This window comes from Paenibacillus naphthalenovorans, from assembly GCF_900099895.1.
GTDB classification, from domain to species: domain Bacteria; phylum Bacillota; class Bacilli; order Paenibacillales; family NBRC-103111; genus Paenibacillus_G; species Paenibacillus_G naphthalenovorans.
The window spans coordinates 428142-448707 of sequence record NZ_FNDY01000001.1; the positions used below are offsets into that span (position 1 = coordinate 428142).

The following is a 20566-nucleotide window of genomic DNA, read 5'->3' on the forward strand; positions in this document are numbered from 1 at the left end:
TTTCAATCGTTGAGTTTAAAATGGCACAAACCGGTGCGGGTGCATCGCTTGTGTGATGTCAATTTTCCCCATCGATTTGTAAGCGCGTTCATCAAACCCATTTATTTAAGCAGGTTATTTTTAACGGAGGGATCAATATGCAGATCAAAAAGACAATTGAAAAGGTACCCGGCGGACTGATGGTTGTCCCGCTGCTGTTCGGCGCTTTGTTAAATACCATTGATCAAATGCACATTCCATGGATTATGAATGCGCTTAAAGCACTGGGGGTGGCCCCCAATGCTAAAGGATACTACGAGTTTATGAGAATCGGGGGATTTTCGGAAGCGCTGTTCACGACTGGAGCTTTGACGCTTATTGCTTTGTTCTTATTTTGCGCAGGCAGCCAGATGAATCTGAAAGTGGGCGGGAGATCTCTTAAAAAAGGAATCATTCTAACGCTAACGAAGTACGCGGTCGGAGTCGCTGTCGGTTTTGCATTAGGCTCCATGTTTGATCCGATGTCCGGATTGCTGGGGCTTTCAACGGTAGCGATTATCGGGGCCATGACTAATGGAAACGGGGGCATGTATGTCGCTTTGACCGGGCAATACGGGAATCGTTCAGATGTCGGTGCGGTATCTGTTCTTTCCCTTAACGACGGTCCGTTCTTCACTTTGATGGCCCTGGGGTTAATGGGGGCGAACTTCCCTGTGATCGCTTTTATTGCGGTTTTGCTGCCGATTGCGATCGGTATGATTCTCGGTAATCTCGATCCGGACATCAGGGAATTCTTGAAGCCGGGTGAAACCCTCCCTGTTCCGTTTTTTGCTTTTGCGTTAGGGGCAGGAATGAATTTAGCGAACTTCTTTAATCCGGAAGTTGTTGGCGCGGGGCTGCTTTTGGGAATAATGACAACCGTGTTAACAGGTGCAGGAATGGTTCTGGCGTTGAAATTATTCCGGGAGAAAAGCACTATCTCCGGTTGGGCAGAAGCAAGTACGGCCGGTAATGCTGCAGGAACACCAGCCGCAATCGCAGCCGCAGCAGCCGTATCCGCATCCACGGGGGCGATGGCTCCGGAAATGGCTAAAGCCTATGCCGACCTTGTTCCCATTGCTACGGCTCAAATTTCAATAGCAACGCTGTCTACGGCTTTAATGTGTCCGCTTGCGGTCATTTTGTGGGATAAATATCAAAAAAGCAGGGGAATCGACGGACGTCTCGACGATATTTAATAGGCAGATCTACAGAGTCCCTTGGCGAACCAAGGGTTTCTTTATTCCATCCATCCCTGTTAAAATGAAATAGACAGATGTTCGAAAGCGAGGACGACTTGATGAAGACAACTCTTTTGTATGGGACGGAAGGCTTAACGATTGAGGTACCGGATCATTCGGTGATTGTAGAGCCTAAGCATTTAGATGGATTGAAGGATGAAAAGAAGGCCGTTCAGGACGCATTGAGGCATCCGATCGGAACACCTCCCCTTCGGGAAATGGTGAAAGAAACCGATACGGTAGCGATTGTCATCAGCGACATCACAAGACCTACACCGAATCACAAGCTGGTTCCGTGGCTGATAGAGGAGCTATCGCATGTCCCTCACCGAAATTTTGTCATTATTAACGGGACAGGTACGCATAGGGATCAGACGAGAGAAGAGTTTGTACAGATGTTAGGCGAGTGGGTCGTAGAAAATATCCGCATTGTGAACAATCGCTGTCATGATAAAGATGCCTTAGTGAATGTAGGAAGAAGCCAATTCGGGTGCGATGTATACCTGAACAAGGATTATGTAGATGCCGATTTTCGCATCGTGACGGGTTTTATCGAGCCCCACTTTTTCGCCGGTTTTTCGGGCGGGCCGAAAGGGATCATGCCGGGGATTGCCGGGATTGAAACGATTCAAACCTTTCACAATGCCCGAATGATCGGTGACCCGTTAGCCACATGGGGGAATATGAAGAATAACCCGCTGCAGGATATGACCAGAGAAGTGAACCGGTTGTGCAAGCCTCATTTTATGCTCAATGTTACCCTGAACGGAAAGAAAGAGATAACCAATGTCTTTGCTGGAGAACTTTTCGAGGCCCATGATCAGGGATGCGCTTTCGCTAAAGAACATGCGATGATTCGTTGTCATGAGCGATTTGATGTGGTCATCACTTCGAATTCGGGATATCCTCTGGATCAGAACTTATACCAGGCTGTCAAAGGGATGAGCGCGGCTCATAAAATCGTTAAAAAGGGCGGTACGATCATCTCTGCCGCCGAATGCCGGGACGGATTGCCAAACCACGGAAATTATGCGGCTATCCTGCAAATGCGTAAAACGCCGCAAGAAATTTTAGAGATGATTAACGATGACAGCTTCCAAATGTTCGACCAGTGGCAAGTCCAAAAACAGGCTGTAATCCAGGTATGGGCCGATGTATATGTGTATTCCACGCTGCCGGATGAAGATGTTCGAAAAGCGATGTTTAAACCGACCGCTGATATTGAGCAAACGCTTGAAGAGCTGAAGCAAAAATACGGGCCAAACATGACGGTGGCTGTCCTGCCTTTAGGTCCATTGACGATCCCTTATGTGGAGGAAGGATGAAAACTCTTCTCGTAACGGGGTACCGTGCGCATGAGCTCGGCATCTTCGACCAGAAGCATAAAGGGATCGTATTTATTAAAAAAGCGATTGAGGCCAGGATTGTCCCTCTTGTGGAAGAGGGATTGGAGTGGGTGCTTACTCCGGGGCAGTACGGCGTAGATTTGTGGGCATGCGAAGTCATCATCGGACTGAAAAAAAGGTATCCGCATTTAAAGCTTTCCATCGTATCGGCGTATCTTCATCCCGAGGAGAAGTGGAAAGAGGATAAACAAAATTACTACCGTGACATTCTAAAAGACGTTGATTACTATGGCGCGGTAAGTAAGCAGCCTTATCATGGCGTATGGCAGTTAAAGGCCAGAGACGACCTGCTGCTCAGAAAATCGGACGGTATTCTTCTTTTCTATGATGAAGACGCCGGAGAGGCAAGCCCGAAATACTTCAAACAAAAAGCGCTTAGAAAGCAGGAAGAAGAGGGGTATCGTTATTTGAGCATCACCGCCGAAGATGTTCAAAGTATCGCGGATGAAGAACAGCGGAGCCTGCTCGATACCTATTAAAGCCGGAATGGACGGCTGGTCATGTCCGATTCCTCCTTTTGCCGGGAATAAGGGGATCGGCTTGCTTAGGGACAAATTTTAACAGATGGGTCATACTCCTGTCATAATTTTTGTGTACAATGAGCAGCATATGACACTTAAAGGAGGCATCGACTGATGACAACCCTGCAGCAAGCGCATCCGCCGCGTCATTTTTCCATACAAGAGATTTTGAAGGTACCCGGACTGGATATTTATCAGCAGATGGTCTGTGTGGTATTAAGCACTTATGTCAATATGGCCGCCACGGGCATTCCTTCGGTTGAAGAGATTGCCGCTCAAGGGCGAATGAGCACCAAGGAGGCGACCACCGCTCTGCAGCAGTTAGCTGAGCAGAAGGTGCTGCCGCATAAAGTATTCCGGGACATCGTAGGGGATTTTGGCGACAATCGGTTGTCATGGGCGGCAAAAGGCTTGCTGCTCTACCTCCAGGATCACCCGCGGGCAACCCTGCAGGAGCTAATGGACATCTCCGCGAATGATAAAGAAGCGATCCGTCAAGAATTGGAGAACCTGAGACGGTACGGTTATATTGACGAAGAGAACGAGGCTTTGATAGCCGATTTAAAAGAGGCGATCTAACGGTAATCCATTCGCATACACGTAAAAACAATCAAGACGTCTGGCCACAGGCGTCTTATTTTGTTGCCGCGGGGAGAAAAAGGGTGAATTTTCGAAAAGAGGCATGATGTGGTATGATAGAGGCTATAACACTCCGGGAGAAAGTGAATGGTTAAAAAACTGGGCTTAGCGGTTCTCTATCTGGGGATTGCTTATCTGATTTATATTTACGGGGAAGTCATTCTAGCATGGTTTCAGCATTCTACGAATATCGCATTGATAATGCTCATCGCCACTATCATGGCTTTATTTCCCGTTATTCCGTATCCCATAGTCGGAGGAGTGATCGGTGCTGCTTTTGGCCCTGTTCTTGGAGGGGTCGTAACGTGGATAGGCTCTGTTTCCGCTTCTATTCTGATGTTCTTGTTTATCCGCTACGGATATCAGGAATGGGGGGAAAGGGTGCTGCATCGCCATAACAGCCTGGGCAAAATCACAGTGCTTTTTGAAAAAAATGCGTTTGTGACGATCCTGTTTACCCGGTTGATTCCTTTTATACCCTCGATCATTGTAAATGCCTATTCGGCTTTAAGCCGTGTATCGTTTGCCGCTTATGCTACAGCTTCGTCATTAGGCAAAATACCGTCCATGCTGTTATTTGCATGGATTGGAGACAGCTTGATGACGGAGCCCGAAAATATCGTAGTCACGATTGCGGTGTATAGTATTTTTCTTGCGGTTACTTTATCTGTCCATCAACGATGGAGAAAGAACAGGGCGCCGGAGATGCCTGATCAGGAAATGACATAGCTTCAAGAGCAGCAGTCCCAGAGAAAAAAACTGGGCTGCATTCAAAATTTTTGATACGATATGAACTGGACATGGCTGTTGATGTTCCATACATAACGCAAAACGAACTTAGGAGTGGCACTATGGAGAATGAAATTCAATTGGCTGTAGAAAAAATCGAGCAGCTTAATATTCGTAATCAAAGAGCGATGATGGAATTAATCAAACGAAGCTTGAAGATGAATGATGATGAGTTTAATAAAGAACTGCTGCTGGCCTACGCCCATCAAAATCCTGTTCATATTCTGGAAGTGGCGGTAGCTCTCCAATATGAAGAGATCATTAAAGCTCTGCCGGAAAAATTCAATTAACCAGACATGATCGATGATATGGACTACAAGAATGGATTAAGGATACTCCAAGCCGCCCGGCGGCAGTCGGATATCCTTATTTATTTTTCCGCGGAAGTGTCTTATCTTATATCTCATAGTGCTTGCTAAACAGTGATCACATTCTATAAACCGATGGGGAGAACTTGAATATGCACAATCTGCAGGGTGACAGCAAAGAAAGACTAAAGGAGGTAGATATTGTGCGCGGATTTGCCGTATTGGGCATCTGCGTGGTCAATATACCGGAGATGCTCGGCAATGGGGTCGCTTTTGAATCGGAGTATACCGGCTCCAATGCCTTATTCCGGCTCCTCTACGATATGTTTATCCAGACCAAGTTTTATACGCTATTTGCTTTTTTATTCGGGTTGAGCTTTTATTTGTTCATGCGCAGTGCAGAGCGGCGGGGCTTCGCTGCCAAGAAAATGATGACCAGGAGACTGCTGCTCCTTCTTATCGTCGGTATTGTCCATGGGGTCTTGATATGGTTCGGGGATGTGCTGCATGTCTACGCCATACTGGGGTTCATCCTTCTGCTTTTCTATAGAAGGAAGGAGAAGACCGTTCTGATCTGGAGCCTGAGTCTGCTTGTTCTCTCCGGGCTCATCACTGTCGCAACCACCTTGCTCGCCATTTTATTTGTTCCGGATGAGCTGAGCAAGCCTATTTTTCAGACCGTTCCGGACCTGGCACAGCGCATCGGCTTTTTGCTTACCTACAGCACGTTGAATATATTCCTGAAAGGCCCTGAGATCGCAGGCTTGTTCCTGCTGGGTCTATATGCCGGCAAGAAGGGCTGGTTCGAGGGCAATGGGCTTTCGGCGGACAGGCTGAAATGGATGCAGTGGATCTCGCTCTCCTTATCGATCCTCTTCTTTATTCCGATGGTATATTACTATGTTTCAGGATCCATTTATAATCCGAACTATGTTTACCATTATACGTTCTTGTCCGGCAAATCCATGGCCGTATTTTATTTTTGTACGCTGATGCGTCTGATTCGTCATCCCGGCGAACAAAGATTCAAAGGGTTGGGCGCGGTCGGCCGAATGGCTTTCACGAATTACCTGACGCAGTCCGTTATAACGATGCTTATTCTTTATGTGTTTTTGAGGCAGGACGGTTCATGGCCTCTGTGGATTTGTTTTATTTACTCCGTACTTCTATTTTGGCTTCAAGCCTGGTGGAGCCGGGCCTGGCTTCGCCGCTACCGCATGGGGCCGCTGGAATGGGCATGGCGTGCAGGTACCTATGGGTATTTCCCGTCCCTTCGGGAGAAGCCGGCGGAGTTGAAGCAGGCCGAATAATTGTTTTATATCGGTTTTATAAGCGAATCAGAGGCGGCTCCTATGCTCATCGGGCCCAGGGACTGCCTTTGATTCTAAGATATCGTGTCAACAACCTAATCGTACTTGGCATCTTCTATTCTGGTTTTATGGTCGACAATGAGTTCGGCTTCGGTCTCAAAATTTAAATGCAGCGGTGCGGGAAGCAGGTCGAGAATCTCCTGGATCATGGGCAGCTCCAAAAATTCCTCCAGCGTTTGCGGCTGTGGATCCAATTCATAAGTCCAGTCGCTTAAGGCATCGATAAAAAGATAAAAAGAAGATTCAAATTCATTGGCGGTTTCCTCGGCATCCTCATGCCTCGACCCCGACATGGCGTTCCAGTTTCTTAAAGTAACGTCTAACGCCTGTTTCACTTTTGCGTCCATCCCATACCTCCTGAAAAGACATAACCGTTCATCATTCTACATTATATAATACATAGCTCGTGTTACCAGTTTTTAAGTATTCCAAGGAGCGGGTCCTTATGAAAGAGGACATCAATAAGGCGCTTCGACCGGACTTTGAGCAGGGGTTTATCCCTTCGGGGATGCGCCTCCCGATCCAACGCTTGGCAACGGAGCCAGGCCGCTTCCTGCAGCGACACGGGCGACCCCTTCTTCGCAAACTCCGTAAGGCATCCAAGGGCATGATGCGCATATGCGCGGGATGTCCCCGGGCATCATGCGCTTTTCCAGAAGCTGAAGGATATCCTGCCACGCGATCTCTACGCCCGGCGCTAATCCGAGCCGCTCTAACACCGTGTCATCCCGATCATGCACACTGGTCGTCTCACAGTGATTGGGCTTGTCATCCGGATAGCAGCTGCAGAGATCGTCGCTGCCGCGCATGATTGTTACCATCGTTGCCGGTTCTGTTCGAAGCTTCTCGTAGATTTTTGTCATATTGCTTGTGAATTCTGGAGAATATCCCATTCCCCGAAATCCCAGCAAGCAAAGTAAATGATGGCCGCGTAATCGAAGAACCATTCGTCATCCTCCTTTTAACCTGACAAACGTATCCCTATGAGTATGAAGAAAAAGATCGTGCTGATGAGCACAGCCATCTTGTCCCATCGTCCTTCCGCTTTAGCCGCCGGCACATGCTGTGGAGATCCGGTCATATATCCTTTCATCTCCATGGCCAGAATGAGTTCTTCTACGGCTTGAAATAACGAGATCAGCAGCGGAATAACGAACACCGGGATCTCTCTCATACCGATCGGTCCACGTCTGGAGGTCCGTTTGCCGCGCGCTTTGGCGATCATGGCAAACCGCTCCGTTTCTTCAATGATAAGAGGGATGAAGCGCAGCACAAGAGAAGCGGCCAATGCCAGCATTTCGGTGGGCGCCTTGATTCGTTTCAGCGGGCGCAGCGCGATCTCGAGCCCTTGCTTCATATGGGAAGTGCTGGTGGACAGCGTGAAAACAAGGCCGATTAAAGTAATTTCAAAAAAGGTGAACAATCTGCGCAAGGTTTCCCGGGCGGATTCAACGGAAAAACCGAGCCTGTCCGTCCAAGGAATTCCTTGTCCAAAACTGATCTGGATGCCTGAGGTCAAAACCGCTATGGCCATGAACCACAGTAGAGGCTTGGACATTCGCTTCAGCTTCCGGCGATCCTCCGGAAGGAGCAGCGACAGGCATAAGGCGGCGAACAGCAGGGCAACCCATAAGCCTTTCCACTGCTGCTGAAGTATGATCCCCACTGAGATCAGCATATAGATCATCCACTTTAACTTGGCATCCATGCTGTATATAAAGCTTTTGACCGGCCGGTCCGCTGCCTGGCTCCGAGGTTGGGCAGGCTGATAACCTGTCGGCGGGGGATTCTGTGTCGAACGCACCTGCGGCTGCTGCGGCATGCCGCATATCTCACGGGCAAGTGTGCCCGCTACTTGCTGCGGCGTTAAGGCACCGGACGGAATGGGAAGCCCTGCCTCGCGCAGCGATTCGGCAACCTTCATCGCGTCGGTAAGGCCGATACCGGTTTGAACCAGCAGCTGCGGGTTCGTATACAGCTCCTTGGGCGTCAGGTCTGCGACTACTTGTCCGTGCTCCATCAGGAGAACCCGGTCAGCGATCGGCAAAAATGCGTCCAAATCGTGAGTAGCGAGCACGATGCCCCTTCGCCGCTTCCACTGAGCAAGCTCCTCCTTCAGCCGGGCCAGCGAGCTTCCGTCCAAGCCTGCCGACGGCTCGTCCAGCAGCAGCCATGGGGTTTCGGGCGCCATGATGGTAGCGAGAGCCACCCGCCGTTTTTGTCCTCCGCTAAGAATAAAAGGGGAGAGGGACAGATATGAAGCGGGGAGCCGTTGTCCTTCCATGGCGGCGGCGGTGCGGCGAAGCTTTTCCGGCTTCGGGAGACGGTAAGCTCTTAAAGAGTAATCAAACTCGCCTTGAACGGTACGGGCGAACAGCTGATGCTCGGGAAACTGAAAAGCCAGGACGCTGCGAAGCAAAAGCTGACGATCAATCCGTCCTTGCTTCCATAAAGGGAGATCATCATAAAATACGTTGCCTTCGATGTTTTCCGTCAAGCCGGCCAGCGAGCGCAGCAAAGTCGATTTACCTGAACCCGCCTTGCCGATGACAAGCGTCATCGTCCGGTCTTGAACGGTACAATGAATGTTATTCAAAATAGTGCCGGTCCGCCCGTGATCCGTAAATACCGTAAGTCCGCTTACTTTTATCGGCATAAGCTCACCACGGCCTGACTTAATTGCTGGGGGAATAAGGGCCTGACAGGCAGCTCATGCCCGAGCCTGTGCAAAGCGCGGGCAACTTGCACAACATAAGGCGGCTCGAAGCCGAACCGCTCGCATGGGCTCGGTTCATCGGATAGGCCTTTCCCGTAAAAAAACTGTTCACATGTTCCATCAAAAGCGATGCGCCCCTGATCGAGCAGCAGCACCCTCTGCACAAAGCAAAGCTCCTCCATGCGATGGGTGACCCAAACGATCGTATGCCCTGACCTTTGGAGCTTGGCGGTTGCCTCCAGCACGGCCTCGCGGGAGTTGGGGTCCAGCATCGAGGTAGCCTCATCAAAAAGAATGACGTCTGCGCCGGCGGCCAGACAGCAGGCCATGTTCAAAAGCTGCTTTTGTCCGCCTGAGAGGGATTTGACCGGAGCGTCGGGCGGTAACGATAAACCGACCTCGTTCAGCAGACGGAGCATGTTCGATTCCCGTTCGGCAAGGGTGCGATCTTGGGTATCCCGCATACTTAAATGCATTTCTTCATCAATGGTTTCACCCAGGATTTGTGTTTCCGGATTTTGCAGCACCATATGTACCGAATGACCTTGCGCGACGATCAGCCGCCCTTCCGATATGGGGCTCAATCCGGCCATTACTTTGGAAAGCGTGCTTTTACCGCTTCCGTTGTTTCCAATGACGGCTGTCCATGAGCCTTTAGCCAGCTCCAGGGAAATCTGGTCCAGGGCCGGCCGTTCTGAAGCGCCGCCGAGATAATCGACGGTCACTCGCTCCAGTTGAATCACAGGTTGAGAAATTGCAGTCATCGGTCTATCCATTCCTTTATCAGCATGCTATAATGCGTATTGCATATTGTTAACCTAACCTATGTTGATGGGGTTGACAATCAAATTATCTAATACTTTATCATAATGAAGGGAAGTAACACAATTGGCAAAAACGTTAACTTTAAGAGGCGTTGCTTTCAGCGCCTTATTCGCAGCTCTAGTCGTTGTTTTCGGTTATGTCAGCATTCCGCTCGGGTTTACCCCGGTGCCGATCACGCTGCAAACATTGGCGGTTATGCTGGCCGGAGGATTACTTGGTGCACGCTACGGCTTTTTCAGCATGATGATCGTCGTTGTCCTGGCCGCGCTCGGGTTTCCTTTGCTTCAAGGCAAAGGAGGCCTGCCGGCAATTCTCGGACCTACAGGAGGCTACGTGATCATGTGGCCGTTCGCTGCGCTTCTTATTGGGCTTTTGGTCAGTAAAGTACGCAGCAGCGGGTGGCCCGGATATGTGCTCGTCTTTCTGATTATGGAAGGCTTCGGCTCTTTGCTCTTGTATGTGACAGGGGTTCCATGGCTTGCCCATGCCGCAGGGTTTTCCATGAATAAAGCGATAGCGTTAGGATTTTATCCTTATCTTATCGGCGATGTAATTAAAGCCCTTGCCGCAACCGCAATCACCGTTTCCCTGCGGCAGGTATTCCCTCAGGCCCGCTTGACCGGCCATGGCCATGGTGCTGTCCGTCAAAGCCTGCCGAAATAAACACAAAGCTGCCCTTCTTGGGCAGCTTTTCCCGATTACGGAGAACCTGGCTGCAGGAATCGGAATGCTTGTTTCGTCAAATCAAAGCCTCTTACTGAAAAGACGGCTTGTTATCCTTAGCAGGTATCCTGTTGGATAACAAGCCGACCACGTAAACGCCAAAAGCGCTAAAAGCGGTTAAGATCAAGGAAAATAAGGTCTCTCTTCCTCCGATGATAAAAAGGCTCAACGGATATACTGAAGCATCGATGAAAAAAATGGATTTGCTAAGCGAGAACCCGTAACGCAGATTGAGCATCTTGCCAAGCAAAGATCCGCCTCCCAAGCTGGCGTTCAGCTTCGCGAGAATGCCCAGGGAAATTCCCATCCAAAAGCCGCCGACGATACTGCCGATCCAGATATTCTGGATTCCAAAAGGGATGATAAAATCCTGCAATAATCCGACGGCCAGGGAAAACACGATCATGCTTGCCACCGATTTGTAAAATAAATCACGGTATTTAAAAAAGGCGTAAATGAAAAGCGGTAAATTGAAAAGCAGTAGGCTTAAACCGATATTTGTATGAAAAATATAGTAGGATAATTGGCTTAAACCGGTGATTCCACCGTTCATAATGTAGTTAGGAACGGCAAAAAGCAGATTTCCTATGGCAAAAATGAGGATTGCCACGATTAATAGTACATTGCGCATAAATACACCATCCGGGATATGAAATAGGTTTTATGTGCTATTGTAGCATATTATGGTTCACATTTGTTGAAAAAGCTTAGCCGGAACACCGTTCCCCGGTCCGACTAAGCTTTTTTGCTGTTGAAGATCGAGCGAATGATCCGTGACGTTCTTTTTCCGCCAGGTATCCTTATCAGCAGCACGGAACGATGAGGCCGGCTTTTATGCGGTCTATCCATGAACTGTCCAAGCGTCATTGATTCTTTACTCATGTGATCACCCCGTAAATGGTTATTTAAAAGCATATGCCGGAGTGGCTTTGTCCTATGTATAAAAAATTCGGTAATTGAAGCGGTTCAAGAATTGCGCAGCCGGATCCGGCATATGGATATGGTAAGGTTCAGGCGGAGTCTTTCCGGCTGGCCCGCGTACGTTTAACCATTTTAAGCGAGAAGGGGTACACAGGATGAAAAAAATGATCACACTTGGTTTGGCTGCGGTTCTGGCTTTTACAATAGCCGCATGCAGTTCCTCCACGCAAACATCGGGCACGAATGGAGGAGCCTCGAATCATCCCGCCGATCACAAGCAGGCTAACGGCAATGCAAATGCCAATCCAACGGGGACGGCGGCTGCCTGGTCTCCCGCCAAATCGATTGAGGTTGTCGTGCCTGCCGGAGCAGGCGGAGGGTGGGATACGACCGCGCGTATGGCGGCGAAGGTGCTGGAGGAACAAAACATCATCGGGCAAAGCATGGGCGCTGTCAACAAGGCCGGCGGCGGCGGTGCGGTGGCCTGGGCCGGCGTGCATGCGAAAAAAGGAGATAATCATACGTTATTTGTTACATCCCCGCCGATTATTTTCGTGCATCTGAACGGTCAATCGCAATTTAGTTTTCGCGATTTCACTCCGATTGCCAACCTGATTACCGATTACGGTTCATTTGTCGCCAGAGCGGACGCCAAGTGGAACAATTTAAACGAATTGTTTGACGATATGAAGAAGGACCCCGCTAAAATTACCGTTGTCGGCGCATCGGCACCCGGCAGTATGGACCATATGCAGTTCATTAAGGTAGCGAAAGCAGCCGGTGTGGATATTAGAAAAATCAAGTATGTTTCGATACAAGACGGGGGTGCACTGCCTGCTCTCTTGAATGGAAGCGTTGACATTTACTCTACCGGCATTGCGGAATCGGTGGAGCAGGTACGGGCAGGAAAAGTAAAAGTGCTTGGAATTACATCGGAGAAAAGGCTTTCGGGTGATGGCATATCCGAATTTAAAACAGCGAAGGAGCAGGGAATCGATGCGACATTCGAAAATTGGCGCGGTTTTTTCGGTCCTCCCGGAATGGACCCCAATGCACTCGCATACTATGAAGCGAAATTCAAGGAATTAAACACGAACTCCGCCTGGGTGGAAATACGCCAGAAATACGGCTGGAACGAACTGTTCTTAACCGGCGAAGAGTATAAAGCATACCTGGAGAAGGAAGAAGCAGCACTTAAACAACTGCTGGATGAGCTTGGCCTGATAAAAAAATAAATTGGTGGAAGTCAATGTTCGGGTTACCTACCCTTACATTGACTTCGTTTTAAAAAGGGATGGTGAATGATTGTTGTTCAAGACAGCCAATCAAAAAATCGCTTCCGTTTTGCTGATCGTGTCCATTGTCTTTCTTTATTACAGCTTTAAATTGCCTAAATTCCCCTATGTCAACGTAGATTCTGATGTCGTGCCCAAATTGCTGGGATTTTTGCTGTTCGCTCTATCGATCGCTTTGTACTTCAATAAAACGGATGAAGCAGCCAAAGAAAAGCACAGCCCCGCCGATTTGCGCGTGCTGTTATCCGTGCTGGGTATGGCGCTTCTGTACATTTTGCTGCTTGAAGCCGTGGGGTTTGTCATTGTGAACGCCTTGTTTTTAATCGTTTGCACGAAATTTTTGGGCTATAAGAATTGGAAAGTCAATATCAGCGTCTCGCTTATTTATTCGTTGGCCATTTACTTCAGCTTTAACTATTTGCTGGATATCGAATTGCCTGCCGGGATATTGCCCTTATAGGAGGTAGCCGTGGATACTTTTCAACAACTGCTGCATGGCTTTCAAATTGCGACGAGCTGGGAATCGTTATTGTACGTATGGATTGGCGTTTCTGTCGGCACATTAATCGGCATGCTTCCGGGACTCGGGCCGATCACCGCGATATCCGTGATGATTCCTGTCAGCTACGGGATGAATCCTACGCTTGCACTGATCATGATGGCCGGCGTTTATTATGGAGCGATGTACGGCGGCTCCACCACATCGATCCTGATTAACACCCCGGGCGAATCCTCCTCCGTCGTGACGACGCTTGACGGCTACCAGCTTGCAAAACAGGGGAAGGCCGGCAAGGCGCTTGCCGTTGCGGCCATCGGTTCGTTCACAGGCGGAACGATCAGTGTCGTTCTGCTCATGTTATTTGCGCCATATTTGGCGGAAATCGCTTTGTCGTTTGGTCCTCCTGAATATTTTTCGCTTGTTTTCCTGGGGCTCATTACGGTGTCCAGTTTGTTTGACGGCTCCAAGATAAAGGCGATGATCTCCGTCGTCGCCGGATTTATGGTTGCTACCGTCGGAATCGATGCCCAGACCGGAACACCGCGGTTTACTTTTGATTCCGTGTTCCTGTTGGAAGGATTTGATTTCTTGATCATTGCTCTGGGACTTTTTGCGTTAGCTGAAGTGAGCTCCCTTATCATCCACCGGAATGAAGCCCTCCATGACAGAAAGGCCATCGGAAGTCTGCTGTTGAGCAAAAAAGAGATCAAGGAGATCACCGGCCCCACGCTGCGGCAGTCCTTTTTTGGCTTTGTGATCGGTGTTTTGCCCGGTGCGGGGGCGTCCATCTCCTCGTTTCTCGCCTATATTACCGAAAAACGCTTGTCCAAAAATCCGGCTGCATTCGGGAAAGGCTCCTTGGTTGGCGTAGCTGCACCGGAAACGTCCAATAACGCGGCGTCTGGCGGCGCTTTCGTCCCTTTACTGAGTCTTGGAATCCCCGGTTCGGGGACGACGGCCGTTCTGCTGGGAGCTTTTTTGGTGATGGGCATCCAGCCGGGGCCATTGCTGTTCCAGGACCATCCCGATATTTTCTGGGGCGTCATTGCAAGCATGTACGTGGGAAACATCTTCCTGCTGATCTTGAATCTCCCTTTAATCCCGTACATTTCACGGTTGATGTATATACCCAGAGCCATGCTGATTCCGCTCATTATTACGTTTTGCTTTATCGGGGTCTATGTGATCGGAAGCAATGTATTTGATTTGTATATGCTGGTCCTCTTCGGGATGATCGGGTATTTCATGTACTTATACTCATTTCCTGCAGCTCCGTTCATTCTGTCTTTTATTTTGGGAGAAATGATGGAGCAATCGTTCCGCCAATCGATGACCGCTTCCAACGGAAGTCTAATGATCTTTATCGACCGTCCGATCTCGCTTTCTTTACTGATCCTCACAGTCATCATACTTGTGTTTCCGATGGCAAAAAAGCTGCTGCTCAAGCGGCGTTGAAGCCGGCGTACATCAGCTTCTATTAATGGGCAGGCCATTATTGCTTGCATTAAACGAATACATAAGCATCCATGTTTCAACAAAGAATAATCACATCGCTTGTCTGTTACCTGGTGATGGCCGATCGAATTGACTCCCCTAAAAGGGAGTTTTTTCATTCGCTTTATTCGTATAAGGATATTTAAGATATCGAAATTCCAAACCTTTGATCATGGAGTGTTGCCTAAATGAAAGAATCCGTATTGGCATTCATCGCCGGGCTTATCGTCGGGGTTGTTTTTAAATGGATAAAATTGCCGCTTCCCGCTCCGCCGGTCCTGCCCGGAGTACTGGGTATCGTGGGTATATACCTTGGCGGTATGCTTATGCAGCGATTGCTTGAATGGTTGAAATAAAAGGCGACCGCGGGCCCTGCCGCGATCGGATGTTCGAACTTTTGTCTCTATGAACCCATCGGCGCCTTGTAGTATACTAGTAGTCGGTCTTTTGACCGGCGGCTTAACAATGTACTGATGAAGGGGACGCTTAGATGAAGTTTGACGTCGAGTATATTTCTTTTTTCGTAATCCAGGTGGAGGGAGAGGACGGACAAGGCGGCAAGCAAAGCAAGCATTACCAGACAATGGACGGGGATGACTACTCCGCAAGCGAGCTCAGCGCGTTTTTGGACGGAGAGTTCACCAAAACCGCCAAACGCAAGGCCGAACGCAACCCGAAGTCGGAACAGGTGCCGACGAAGATCGGCCGATTCGTTGTTGAGCCCGGATATGATCTGGACAGCAACCCGAACTATAATATGTTTGCCCGGCTGCGCACGGCGGAGACGATCGATTCGTTTATGGGCCATGCCGATGAGCTGGTGACCACCTATATGAATGCGAGTGCAATTCGGGGCGGCGCGATGTTCATTGTGCGGGCCAAGGCAAATCAATATTTTGACGAGCCGTTTCTGTTCGTGTTCAAATGCGATTTCGAACAAAAAATTGCCCGGATTACGGACGAGCGCAGTCTATTGAATAAAGTGGAGATGGCGATCAACGCCAAAAATATGAAATCCATAATGTACCCGCACATGCCGGAGCCGGGAATGATGGAGGTATGGGAGCTTAAGATTCACCAATCCTCGCATGCCCGATATTTTGAAGACTTCTTGAAGTTCGTCGAATACGAGAAATCGGTGCCCGAGCTGATGAGCGATCAGGTGCTCGGCTTCGTGCAGCAGTACGTTGAGCAGGTATACGAGGATCATCCGGAAGAAAAGGAGCGCGAGCTCGAAGAAATGGAGCTGTGGGCTCATAGCGAGAAGCGGGAGCTTCAGGAAAAATGGGATCAAAGCCAGGTGATCGAAGCCGCGTCGATGATGGTCGAGCAAAAGCCGGACCTCGAGATGAAGCTGAAGCTGGGAAATATGATCGTGAAGGCGCTGCTCGCCGATTTTGGCGACCGGCTGCATATCGCCAAGCTGGGGGATCGATACGTCGTTGTGCTGGAAGGAGACGGACTGGAGTTTGACCGCGGGATCTCGCCGGTGGAGCTGCTGATGCCGGAGCCCCTGGATTCGCTTGTAGGCCGGCTCAAGGCCAAGGCTAGGGACGAAGAGCTGGCGGCAGCGGCATTGCCTTACTAGGGATTGGAAGAACGCTTGTTCGGATTGATCTCGTGTGATAAAATGGAAATTACAATTGAATCTTGGGTGGGCATGGTGTCCTTTCTCGACTGTAAGGTGTAACAGCCGAAGCAGGGAGGAGGTGAGGCCATGGAAATCAATGATGCCATAACGATGATGTTGTTATTCGGCTCATTTCTCATTGCACTGCTAACATACATTAGTAATAACTACAAGAAAAAATGAGAACCCACCCTAAGGTTAGCGCCCAGGTGGGTTCTTTTCCGTTATGACCGGGAAGGGAAAACCCATCCAAGCCAATTGTGCGGACCAAGTGTTACCAGCACTTGGTCTTTGTTGTCTATATCATAACACGAACGACACCGATTGACAACGAGACACTCCTCCCGGATGGACTGCAAGGCATCCATTAATGACCCTTGAATACGTCGAGCAGCAGATCGCCGCTGCGCTGTGTCTCCCAGGAGGCGGCGAAGCGCACTTGATGCGAAACGCCCAAAATATCGTAGCACTGGGCGAGGTGCTGCCGCGCCGTGCCGATAATGAGCGAGTGCAGGCGCACGAGCTTTGTCTTGCCCAGCTCGGCCAGCGCATCCCGCACGGGCGGGGAGACGGAGCCGACACCGTCGGTGACCATGATGAAATCGGCGTCATGATAGCGGGGCTCCGCGCGCACCAGCTCGATGCCCCGGCGAAGCGGGGCGTCGAAGTGCGTACCGCCGCCGAAGGCCATCTGCGCCAAGGCGTAGAACGCCGGCCAGTCAGGCTTCCGCCAATAGAGCGGATGCTCGATCAGCTCGCCGCGGGCGCCGAACAGGAGCAGATGAAAATCGCGTTTTTCCAGCATGCTGAAGGCCGCGAAGGTGGCGATGAAAATCTGCGCAAGCCGGAGTTTGCTGCCCCGCATGGAATGGGAGGTGTCCAGCATGCAGATGACGGGACCTCTCTGAGGCTCCTCGGTCCAGCCGGAGATGTTATAGGTCAGCAGCTTGCTTTCCAGCCATTTGACCATAAAATACGCTTCGTAATCTTCATCGGCCAGCAGACTGGCCTCACTGGCAAGCATATGCGAGATATCTCCGGACTGCCGCAGGTCGTCATAGCTTTCAGGGACGCGAGGGGAGCGCAGCTTGCGGCGCCGGGCCTTCAAATGCTGCAATTGCCGGCCGACCTCCTGCAGGAAGGCGATCAGCTCCGGATGCCGTTTCAGCCTTTCAACCCACTGCATGTAATGCGTAAACTGCTGCCGATGCAGACGCCCCAGATCGCTGCCCCAGCGGCGGTTCGCAATCCGTTGACTGGCCTGCAGCAGCTCGAACACGTCCAGGCTTTCGGCATCTTCGCGTCCAAGCGATTCCTGCAGCGCCCGGTTCAACCAGCCTCCGAGCTGCTCTTCCAGCTGACGGACGGTTTCCCGCTCCCGCCGGCTGATACGCTCCAGCTGCTTTTCGCGCTCGCCAAGCTCGGCCTCCGCTTTTGCAAGCTTCTGCCGCAGCTTGTCACGGCGAATGAAGTCGGTCTTCATCTCCTTCTGAAGTGAGCGGATCCGCTCCTTTAATGCGTCGATTTCCGCATGGACCAAAGGACGGCTGTCCAGTGCCGCCTGCTTTTCCTCGACATTCCGCTTGCCTCGCTGCAGGGTGTACCCGACAAGCCGAAGCTGCTCCAATTGTTTCTCGGTAAGGTGCTCTTGAACCTGCGACTGCTCCTGGCCCTGCTGCCGTTTTTGCTCATTCATTCCGATCGTCCTGAGCTGCTGTTCCTCGTGTTTTCTCCGCTTGACTTCCTGTTCGAAGCTTTCTGTCAGCCACATGAGCGATTTGAGCGCCGTTTTGAAGGAAGCGTTCACTTCGCCAATCGTCCGGGGATGGATAGTCCGGTAAAAAAATTGCTTCTGCAGCTCTCCGACCAGCCAGCGGTGAAACGGGGTAGCCTCGCCGCTGTAGTCGGCCTGCGGATTCGCCAGATAAAAGCATAAGAAGAAATCGGCGAACAGCTCAATGGTAAACCACGGCGTCCGCGATTCGGCTTCACGAATCCACTCCTGCGCCGTTCTGGAGGAGTGAACGTATCCGTCAAACACAAAGCGGTCGATCCGCGCGCAGCGTATGATCATGATGCCACCACCTCGACAAAGTTACAGCGTGTAATCATATTCGACGCCCGGAATCTCCCGGTCGAACAGTGTGCGGTAGAGTCCTTGCAGCGTCTGCAGCGTGCGCTCGCCCTGAATCCGGAGGTGCGTGTATTTCACGGCGTATTGGGCTGTTTGAACCAGCAGGAAATTCCGGTTTCGGATATAACCCGGCAAATCCTTTTCCCGCTGCAGCCACTGCACCAGCTTGCCGCGAAGCTCGCGGGCCGTTTCCTCCAGCTCCAACCGGCATTCCTCCAGATTGGCATTCGCTTTCTCTTGATCCTCTTTACTCAAACGGCCGCCTACTTCTTTCTTGAATTGGAAAGCATGGAGCTCTTCCTCTTTGGCGAGCCAATGCTTCGCAATCTGATCGTAACGCTTAAGCGGCAGCTCCCGCTCCGTCTCCTGCTTCAAGGCGTCCTGGAATACCTTCTGAAAAAGCTCCCGCAATGTCCCGTAATCCTCCGGGAGGTCCCAGAGCATATGAGGGGTATAGACCGTATCCCAAACGCCGACCTCCGTGCGTCCGTTCAGCGCGGCCGACGTTTTCCAGACATGGCCTATTTTCCTCCAGCGCCGGTCGGACAGTACGAATTCCTTTTCTTCCATCCCGCTCTTCAACTGATACAGCATGTAAATCAGCGGTTCCGGTATGGTTACTTCTGCTGCCGCTCTCCGTACGGTTTCAATATCGCGCAGGGAAAGCAGCGGGGGCAGGGGATCATTCGGGATCTGGAACATACGTTCGTAACTGGACATTTGCTTTAAATACCCGACCTCATACCGGATCAGGAACCGGTCGTACAGCGCCGCAAGCTGATCGTTTTCCTCCGGAAGCTCGTTGGAGGCCGCCATGAGGAACAGCAGGGGCACATGCTCTTTGGTCTGGCCGTTAAAAAAGATGCGTTCGTTCAAAATCGACAGAAGCGCATTCAGTATTGCGCTGTTCGCTTTAAATATTTCATCCAAAAAGGCAAAATCCGCCGCAGGCAAATACCCGTCGGTCTGCCTTATATATTGGTCCTGCTTCAGCTGTCTCAAGGAGACCGGCCCAAATATCTCGTCCGGCGTCGTAAAGCGGGTGAGCAAATATTCGAACCACCGCCCGCTGCCGAACAACTGGGAAACTGCTCGCGCCAGCTGGGATTTGGCTGTACCCGGCGGACCGACCAAGAGCGCGTTCTCGCCGGCCATGAGTCCCAGCAGCAGCAAACGGATCAGCTCCTCCCGCTCGAGAAAACGAGACTCTAATTGGCCGATGGCTTCTTCCAATTTATTTTGAATCGTCTGCATTTCATTCATAATCAGCGTAGTACCTCCTTCGGCCTTGTCACCCGGTATTTCTTCATTATTGTATCAGAGCGGACCATTTTTCTCTAATCGGCCAAGGATTTTTATTCCAATGGGGTTCATGGTACAATAGAGAAGTCAGATTCCATGCCGATAAGGAGAGGATAACATGTCAGTCTACGATTTCTCAGCCAAAACTATTGACGGAACAGAAAAGTCTCTCGCGGATTACAAAGGCAAGGTGCTATTGATCGTCAATACGGCCAGCGCTTGCGGATTAACCCCCCATTATAAAGGGCTTCAGGCGCTTTATGACAAGTACAAGGATCAGGGACTTGTTGTTCTCGGGTTTCCATGCAACCAGTTTGGCGGCCAGGAGCCAGGCACGGAAGAAGAGATTAAATCGTTTTGCGAGTTGAAATATCAGGTCACGTTCCCGATGTTCGCCAAAATCGACGTCAAAGGGGAGAACGCTCATCCGCTTTACACTTATTTGGTAAATAACGTTCCTGCAGATAGCCGCACCGGGGATATTGAGTGGAATTTCGTCAAGTTTCTGGTGAATCGTGACGGAGAGCCGGTCAAGCAGTTCTCGGCCCGTACCGAGCCTGAGGCGCTTGAAGAGGACATTAAAGCGCTGTTGAGCAAGTAATAAATTTACTTCCTGGAGGAACAGTCTGTCTTGCTGCGATTGCAGGGCGGGCTGTTTTTTAACACATTTTTCATAATGATGAAGGGAGATCTAAAAAACACCTTTTTCTCAGCTTCAAAAGGGTCTATAATAAG

General features: G+C 50.4%; 22 protein-coding genes. 15 read left to right on the top strand and 7 right to left on the bottom strand.

Translation table 11 applies throughout. From position 1 onward, the window contains the following. Nucleotides 1-137 precede the first annotated feature (137 nt). The 7 genes from BLT35_RS02205 to BLT35_RS02235 all read left to right on the top strand — a co-directional run bounded on the left by BLT35_RS02205 (nucleotide 138) and on the right by BLT35_RS02235 (nucleotide 6232). The gene (locus tag BLT35_RS02205; protein WP_062408697.1) at nucleotides 138-1217 is read left to right on the top strand and encodes a 2-keto-3-deoxygluconate permease; all 1080 of its coding nucleotides are present in this window, start codon (nucleotides 138-140) and stop codon (nucleotides 1215-1217) included. Nucleotides 1218-1318: 101 nt separating this feature from the next. Then, nucleotides 1319-2584: a nickel-dependent lactate racemase gene (larA, locus tag BLT35_RS02210; protein ID WP_054818262.1), complete on the top strand. Its 1266-nt coding sequence runs from the start codon at nucleotides 1319-1321 to the stop codon at nucleotides 2582-2584. After that, nucleotides 2581-3144 carry an SLOG family protein gene (locus tag BLT35_RS02215; protein ID WP_074726896.1) on the top strand — a complete coding sequence of 188 codons (564 nt, stop codon included), beginning with the start codon at nucleotides 2581-2583 and terminating at the stop codon, nucleotides 3142-3144. Before larA ends, BLT35_RS02215 begins: the two co-directional genes overlap by 4 nt. A gap of 156 nt (nucleotides 3145-3300) precedes the next feature. Next, on the top strand, nucleotides 3301-3765 hold the full coding sequence (locus BLT35_RS02220) for a hypothetical protein (protein ID WP_054818254.1): 465 nt from the start codon (nucleotides 3301-3303) through the stop codon (nucleotides 3763-3765). Nucleotides 3766-3912: 147 nt separating this feature from the next. Beyond that, nucleotides 3913-4554 carry a TVP38/TMEM64 family protein gene (locus BLT35_RS02225; protein WP_062408694.1) on the top strand — a complete coding sequence of 214 codons (642 nt, stop codon included), beginning with the start codon at nucleotides 3913-3915 and terminating at the stop codon, nucleotides 4552-4554. A 122-nt stretch (nucleotides 4555-4676) separates the two neighbouring features. Next, nucleotides 4677-4904, top strand: a complete 228-nt coding sequence (locus BLT35_RS02230) for a hypothetical protein (protein ID WP_062408693.1) — start codon at nucleotides 4677-4679, stop codon at nucleotides 4902-4904. A gap of 170 nt (nucleotides 4905-5074) precedes the next feature. After that, entirely contained in the window at nucleotides 5075-6232 is a 1158-nt protein-coding gene (locus tag BLT35_RS02235) for a DUF418 domain-containing protein (RefSeq protein ID WP_074726897.1), read from the top strand. A gap of 95 nt (nucleotides 6233-6327) precedes the next feature. Here the strand turns inward: BLT35_RS02235 and BLT35_RS02240 are convergent, their stop codons facing one another. The 4 genes from BLT35_RS02240 to BLT35_RS02255 all read right to left on the bottom strand — a co-directional run bounded on the left by BLT35_RS02240 (nucleotide 6328) and on the right by BLT35_RS02255 (nucleotide 9772). Continuing rightward, on the bottom strand, nucleotides 6328-6639 hold the full coding sequence (locus tag BLT35_RS02240; protein ID WP_074726898.1) for a hypothetical protein: 312 nt from the start codon (nucleotides 6637-6639) through the stop codon (nucleotides 6328-6330). A gap of 147 nt (nucleotides 6640-6786) precedes the next feature. Further along, a complete protein-coding gene (locus tag BLT35_RS02245) occupies nucleotides 6787-7239 on the bottom strand; it encodes a DUF1284 domain-containing protein (protein WP_062408690.1) in 453 nt (150 codons plus the stop codon). Between the two features lie 14 nt (nucleotides 7240-7253). Next, nucleotides 7254-8948, bottom strand: coding sequence for an ATP-binding cassette domain-containing protein (locus BLT35_RS02250; protein WP_074726899.1), 1695 nt, complete (start codon nucleotides 8946-8948; stop codon nucleotides 7254-7256). Then, nucleotides 8939-9772, bottom strand: coding sequence for an energy-coupling factor ABC transporter ATP-binding protein (locus BLT35_RS02255; protein ID WP_062408688.1), 834 nt, complete (start codon nucleotides 9770-9772; stop codon nucleotides 8939-8941). The genes BLT35_RS02250 and BLT35_RS02255 overlap by 10 nt, the downstream gene beginning before the upstream one ends. Before the next feature lie 124 nt (nucleotides 9773-9896). On the opposite strand from BLT35_RS02255, the gene BLT35_RS02260 reads away from it, so the two are divergent. Continuing rightward, nucleotides 9897-10496 (top strand): biotin transporter BioY, encoded by a 600-nt coding sequence (locus BLT35_RS02260; RefSeq protein WP_074726900.1) that lies wholly within the window; start codon nucleotides 9897-9899, stop codon nucleotides 10494-10496. Nucleotides 10497-10587: 91 nt separating this feature from the next. Here the strand turns inward: BLT35_RS02260 and BLT35_RS02265 are convergent, their stop codons facing one another. After that, nucleotides 10588-11166 (bottom strand): YitT family protein, encoded by a 579-nt coding sequence (locus BLT35_RS02265; protein ID WP_175471906.1) that lies wholly within the window; start codon nucleotides 11164-11166, stop codon nucleotides 10588-10590. A gap of 466 nt (nucleotides 11167-11632) precedes the next feature. On the opposite strand from BLT35_RS02265, the gene BLT35_RS02270 reads away from it, so the two are divergent. The 6 genes from BLT35_RS02270 (at nucleotide 11633) to BLT35_RS27455 (ending at nucleotide 16578) form a co-directional block, all read left to right on the top strand. Continuing rightward, nucleotides 11633-12712 (top strand): Bug family tripartite tricarboxylate transporter substrate binding protein, encoded by a 1080-nt coding sequence (locus BLT35_RS02270; RefSeq protein WP_074726901.1) that lies wholly within the window; start codon nucleotides 11633-11635, stop codon nucleotides 12710-12712. 70 nt (nucleotides 12713-12782) lie between these two features. Continuing rightward, nucleotides 12783-13232 (top strand): tripartite tricarboxylate transporter TctB family protein, encoded by a 450-nt coding sequence (locus BLT35_RS02275; RefSeq protein ID WP_062408684.1) that lies wholly within the window; start codon nucleotides 12783-12785, stop codon nucleotides 13230-13232. Nucleotides 13233-13241: 9 nt separating this feature from the next. Next, complete coding sequence (locus tag BLT35_RS02280; RefSeq protein ID WP_062408683.1) at nucleotides 13242-14726, top strand: tripartite tricarboxylate transporter permease; 1485 nt, start codon at nucleotides 13242-13244, stop codon at nucleotides 14724-14726. A gap of 227 nt (nucleotides 14727-14953) precedes the next feature. After that, nucleotides 14954-15121: a XapX domain-containing protein gene (locus tag BLT35_RS02285; protein ID WP_062408682.1), complete on the top strand. Its 168-nt coding sequence runs from the start codon at nucleotides 14954-14956 to the stop codon at nucleotides 15119-15121. Between the two features lie 134 nt (nucleotides 15122-15255). Then, on the top strand, nucleotides 15256-16353 hold the full coding sequence (locus BLT35_RS02290) for a DUF3900 domain-containing protein (RefSeq protein ID WP_074726902.1): 1098 nt from the start codon (nucleotides 15256-15258) through the stop codon (nucleotides 16351-16353). Between the two features lie 156 nt (nucleotides 16354-16509). Next, complete coding sequence (locus BLT35_RS27455) at nucleotides 16510-16578, top strand: putative holin-like toxin (RefSeq protein WP_245247189.1); 69 nt, start codon at nucleotides 16510-16512, stop codon at nucleotides 16576-16578. A 184-nt stretch (nucleotides 16579-16762) separates the two neighbouring features. Here BLT35_RS27455 and BLT35_RS02295 read toward each other — a convergent pair whose 3' ends face one another. Further along, nucleotides 16763-18469: a vWA domain-containing protein gene (locus BLT35_RS02295; RefSeq protein ID WP_074726903.1), complete on the bottom strand. Its 1707-nt coding sequence runs from the start codon at nucleotides 18467-18469 to the stop codon at nucleotides 16763-16765. Between the two features lie 21 nt (nucleotides 18470-18490). Next, entirely contained in the window at nucleotides 18491-19792 is a 1302-nt protein-coding gene (locus BLT35_RS02300; RefSeq protein WP_074726904.1) for an AAA family ATPase, read from the bottom strand. Between the two features lie 157 nt (nucleotides 19793-19949). Here BLT35_RS02300 and BLT35_RS02305 point away from each other — a divergent pair, with 157 nt between their 5' ends. Next, complete coding sequence (locus BLT35_RS02305) at nucleotides 19950-20432, top strand: glutathione peroxidase (protein ID WP_054819420.1); 483 nt, start codon at nucleotides 19950-19952, stop codon at nucleotides 20430-20432. Nucleotides 20433-20566 lie beyond the last annotated feature (134 nt).

Coding starts and splice junctions, on each gene's coding strand:
- BLT35_RS02205 (WP_062408697.1), top strand. CDS start 138: ATGCAGATCAAAAAGACAATTGAAAAGGTACCCGGCGGACTGATGGTT.
- larA (WP_054818262.1), top strand. CDS start 1,319: ATGAAGACAACTCTTTTGTATGGGACGGAAGGCTTAACGATTGAGGTA.
- BLT35_RS02215 (WP_074726896.1), top strand. CDS start 2,581: ATGAAAACTCTTCTCGTAACGGGGTACCGTGCGCATGAGCTCGGCATC.
- BLT35_RS02220 (WP_054818254.1), top strand. CDS start 3,301: ATGACAACCCTGCAGCAAGCGCATCCGCCGCGTCATTTTTCCATACAA.
- BLT35_RS02225 (WP_062408694.1), top strand. CDS start 3,913: ATGGTTAAAAAACTGGGCTTAGCGGTTCTCTATCTGGGGATTGCTTAT.
- BLT35_RS02230 (WP_062408693.1), top strand. CDS start 4,677: ATGGAGAATGAAATTCAATTGGCTGTAGAAAAAATCGAGCAGCTTAAT.
- BLT35_RS02235 (WP_074726897.1), top strand. CDS start 5,075: ATGCACAATCTGCAGGGTGACAGCAAAGAAAGACTAAAGGAGGTAGAT.
- BLT35_RS02240 (WP_074726898.1), bottom strand. CDS start 6,639: ATGGACGCAAAAGTGAAACAGGCGTTAGACGTTACTTTAAGAAACTGG.
- BLT35_RS02245 (WP_062408690.1), bottom strand. CDS start 7,239: ATGGTTCTTCGATTACGCGGCCATCATTTACTTTGCTTGCTGGGATTT.
- BLT35_RS02250 (WP_074726899.1), bottom strand. CDS start 8,948: ATGCCGATAAAAGTAAGCGGACTTACGGTATTTACGGATCACGGGCGG.
- BLT35_RS02255 (WP_062408688.1), bottom strand. CDS start 9,772: ATGACTGCAATTTCTCAACCTGTGATTCAACTGGAGCGAGTGACCGTC.
- BLT35_RS02270 (WP_074726901.1), top strand. CDS start 11,633: ATGAAAAAAATGATCACACTTGGTTTGGCTGCGGTTCTGGCTTTTACA.
- BLT35_RS02285 (WP_062408682.1), top strand. CDS start 14,954: ATGAAAGAATCCGTATTGGCATTCATCGCCGGGCTTATCGTCGGGGTT.
- BLT35_RS02290 (WP_074726902.1), top strand. CDS start 15,256: ATGAAGTTTGACGTCGAGTATATTTCTTTTTTCGTAATCCAGGTGGAG.
- BLT35_RS02295 (WP_074726903.1), bottom strand. CDS start 18,469: ATGATCATACGCTGCGCGCGGATCGACCGCTTTGTGTTTGACGGATAC.
- BLT35_RS02300 (WP_074726904.1), bottom strand. CDS start 19,792: ATGAATGAAATGCAGACGATTCAAAATAAATTGGAAGAAGCCATCGGC.
- BLT35_RS02305 (WP_054819420.1), top strand. CDS start 19,950: ATGTCAGTCTACGATTTCTCAGCCAAAACTATTGACGGAACAGAAAAG.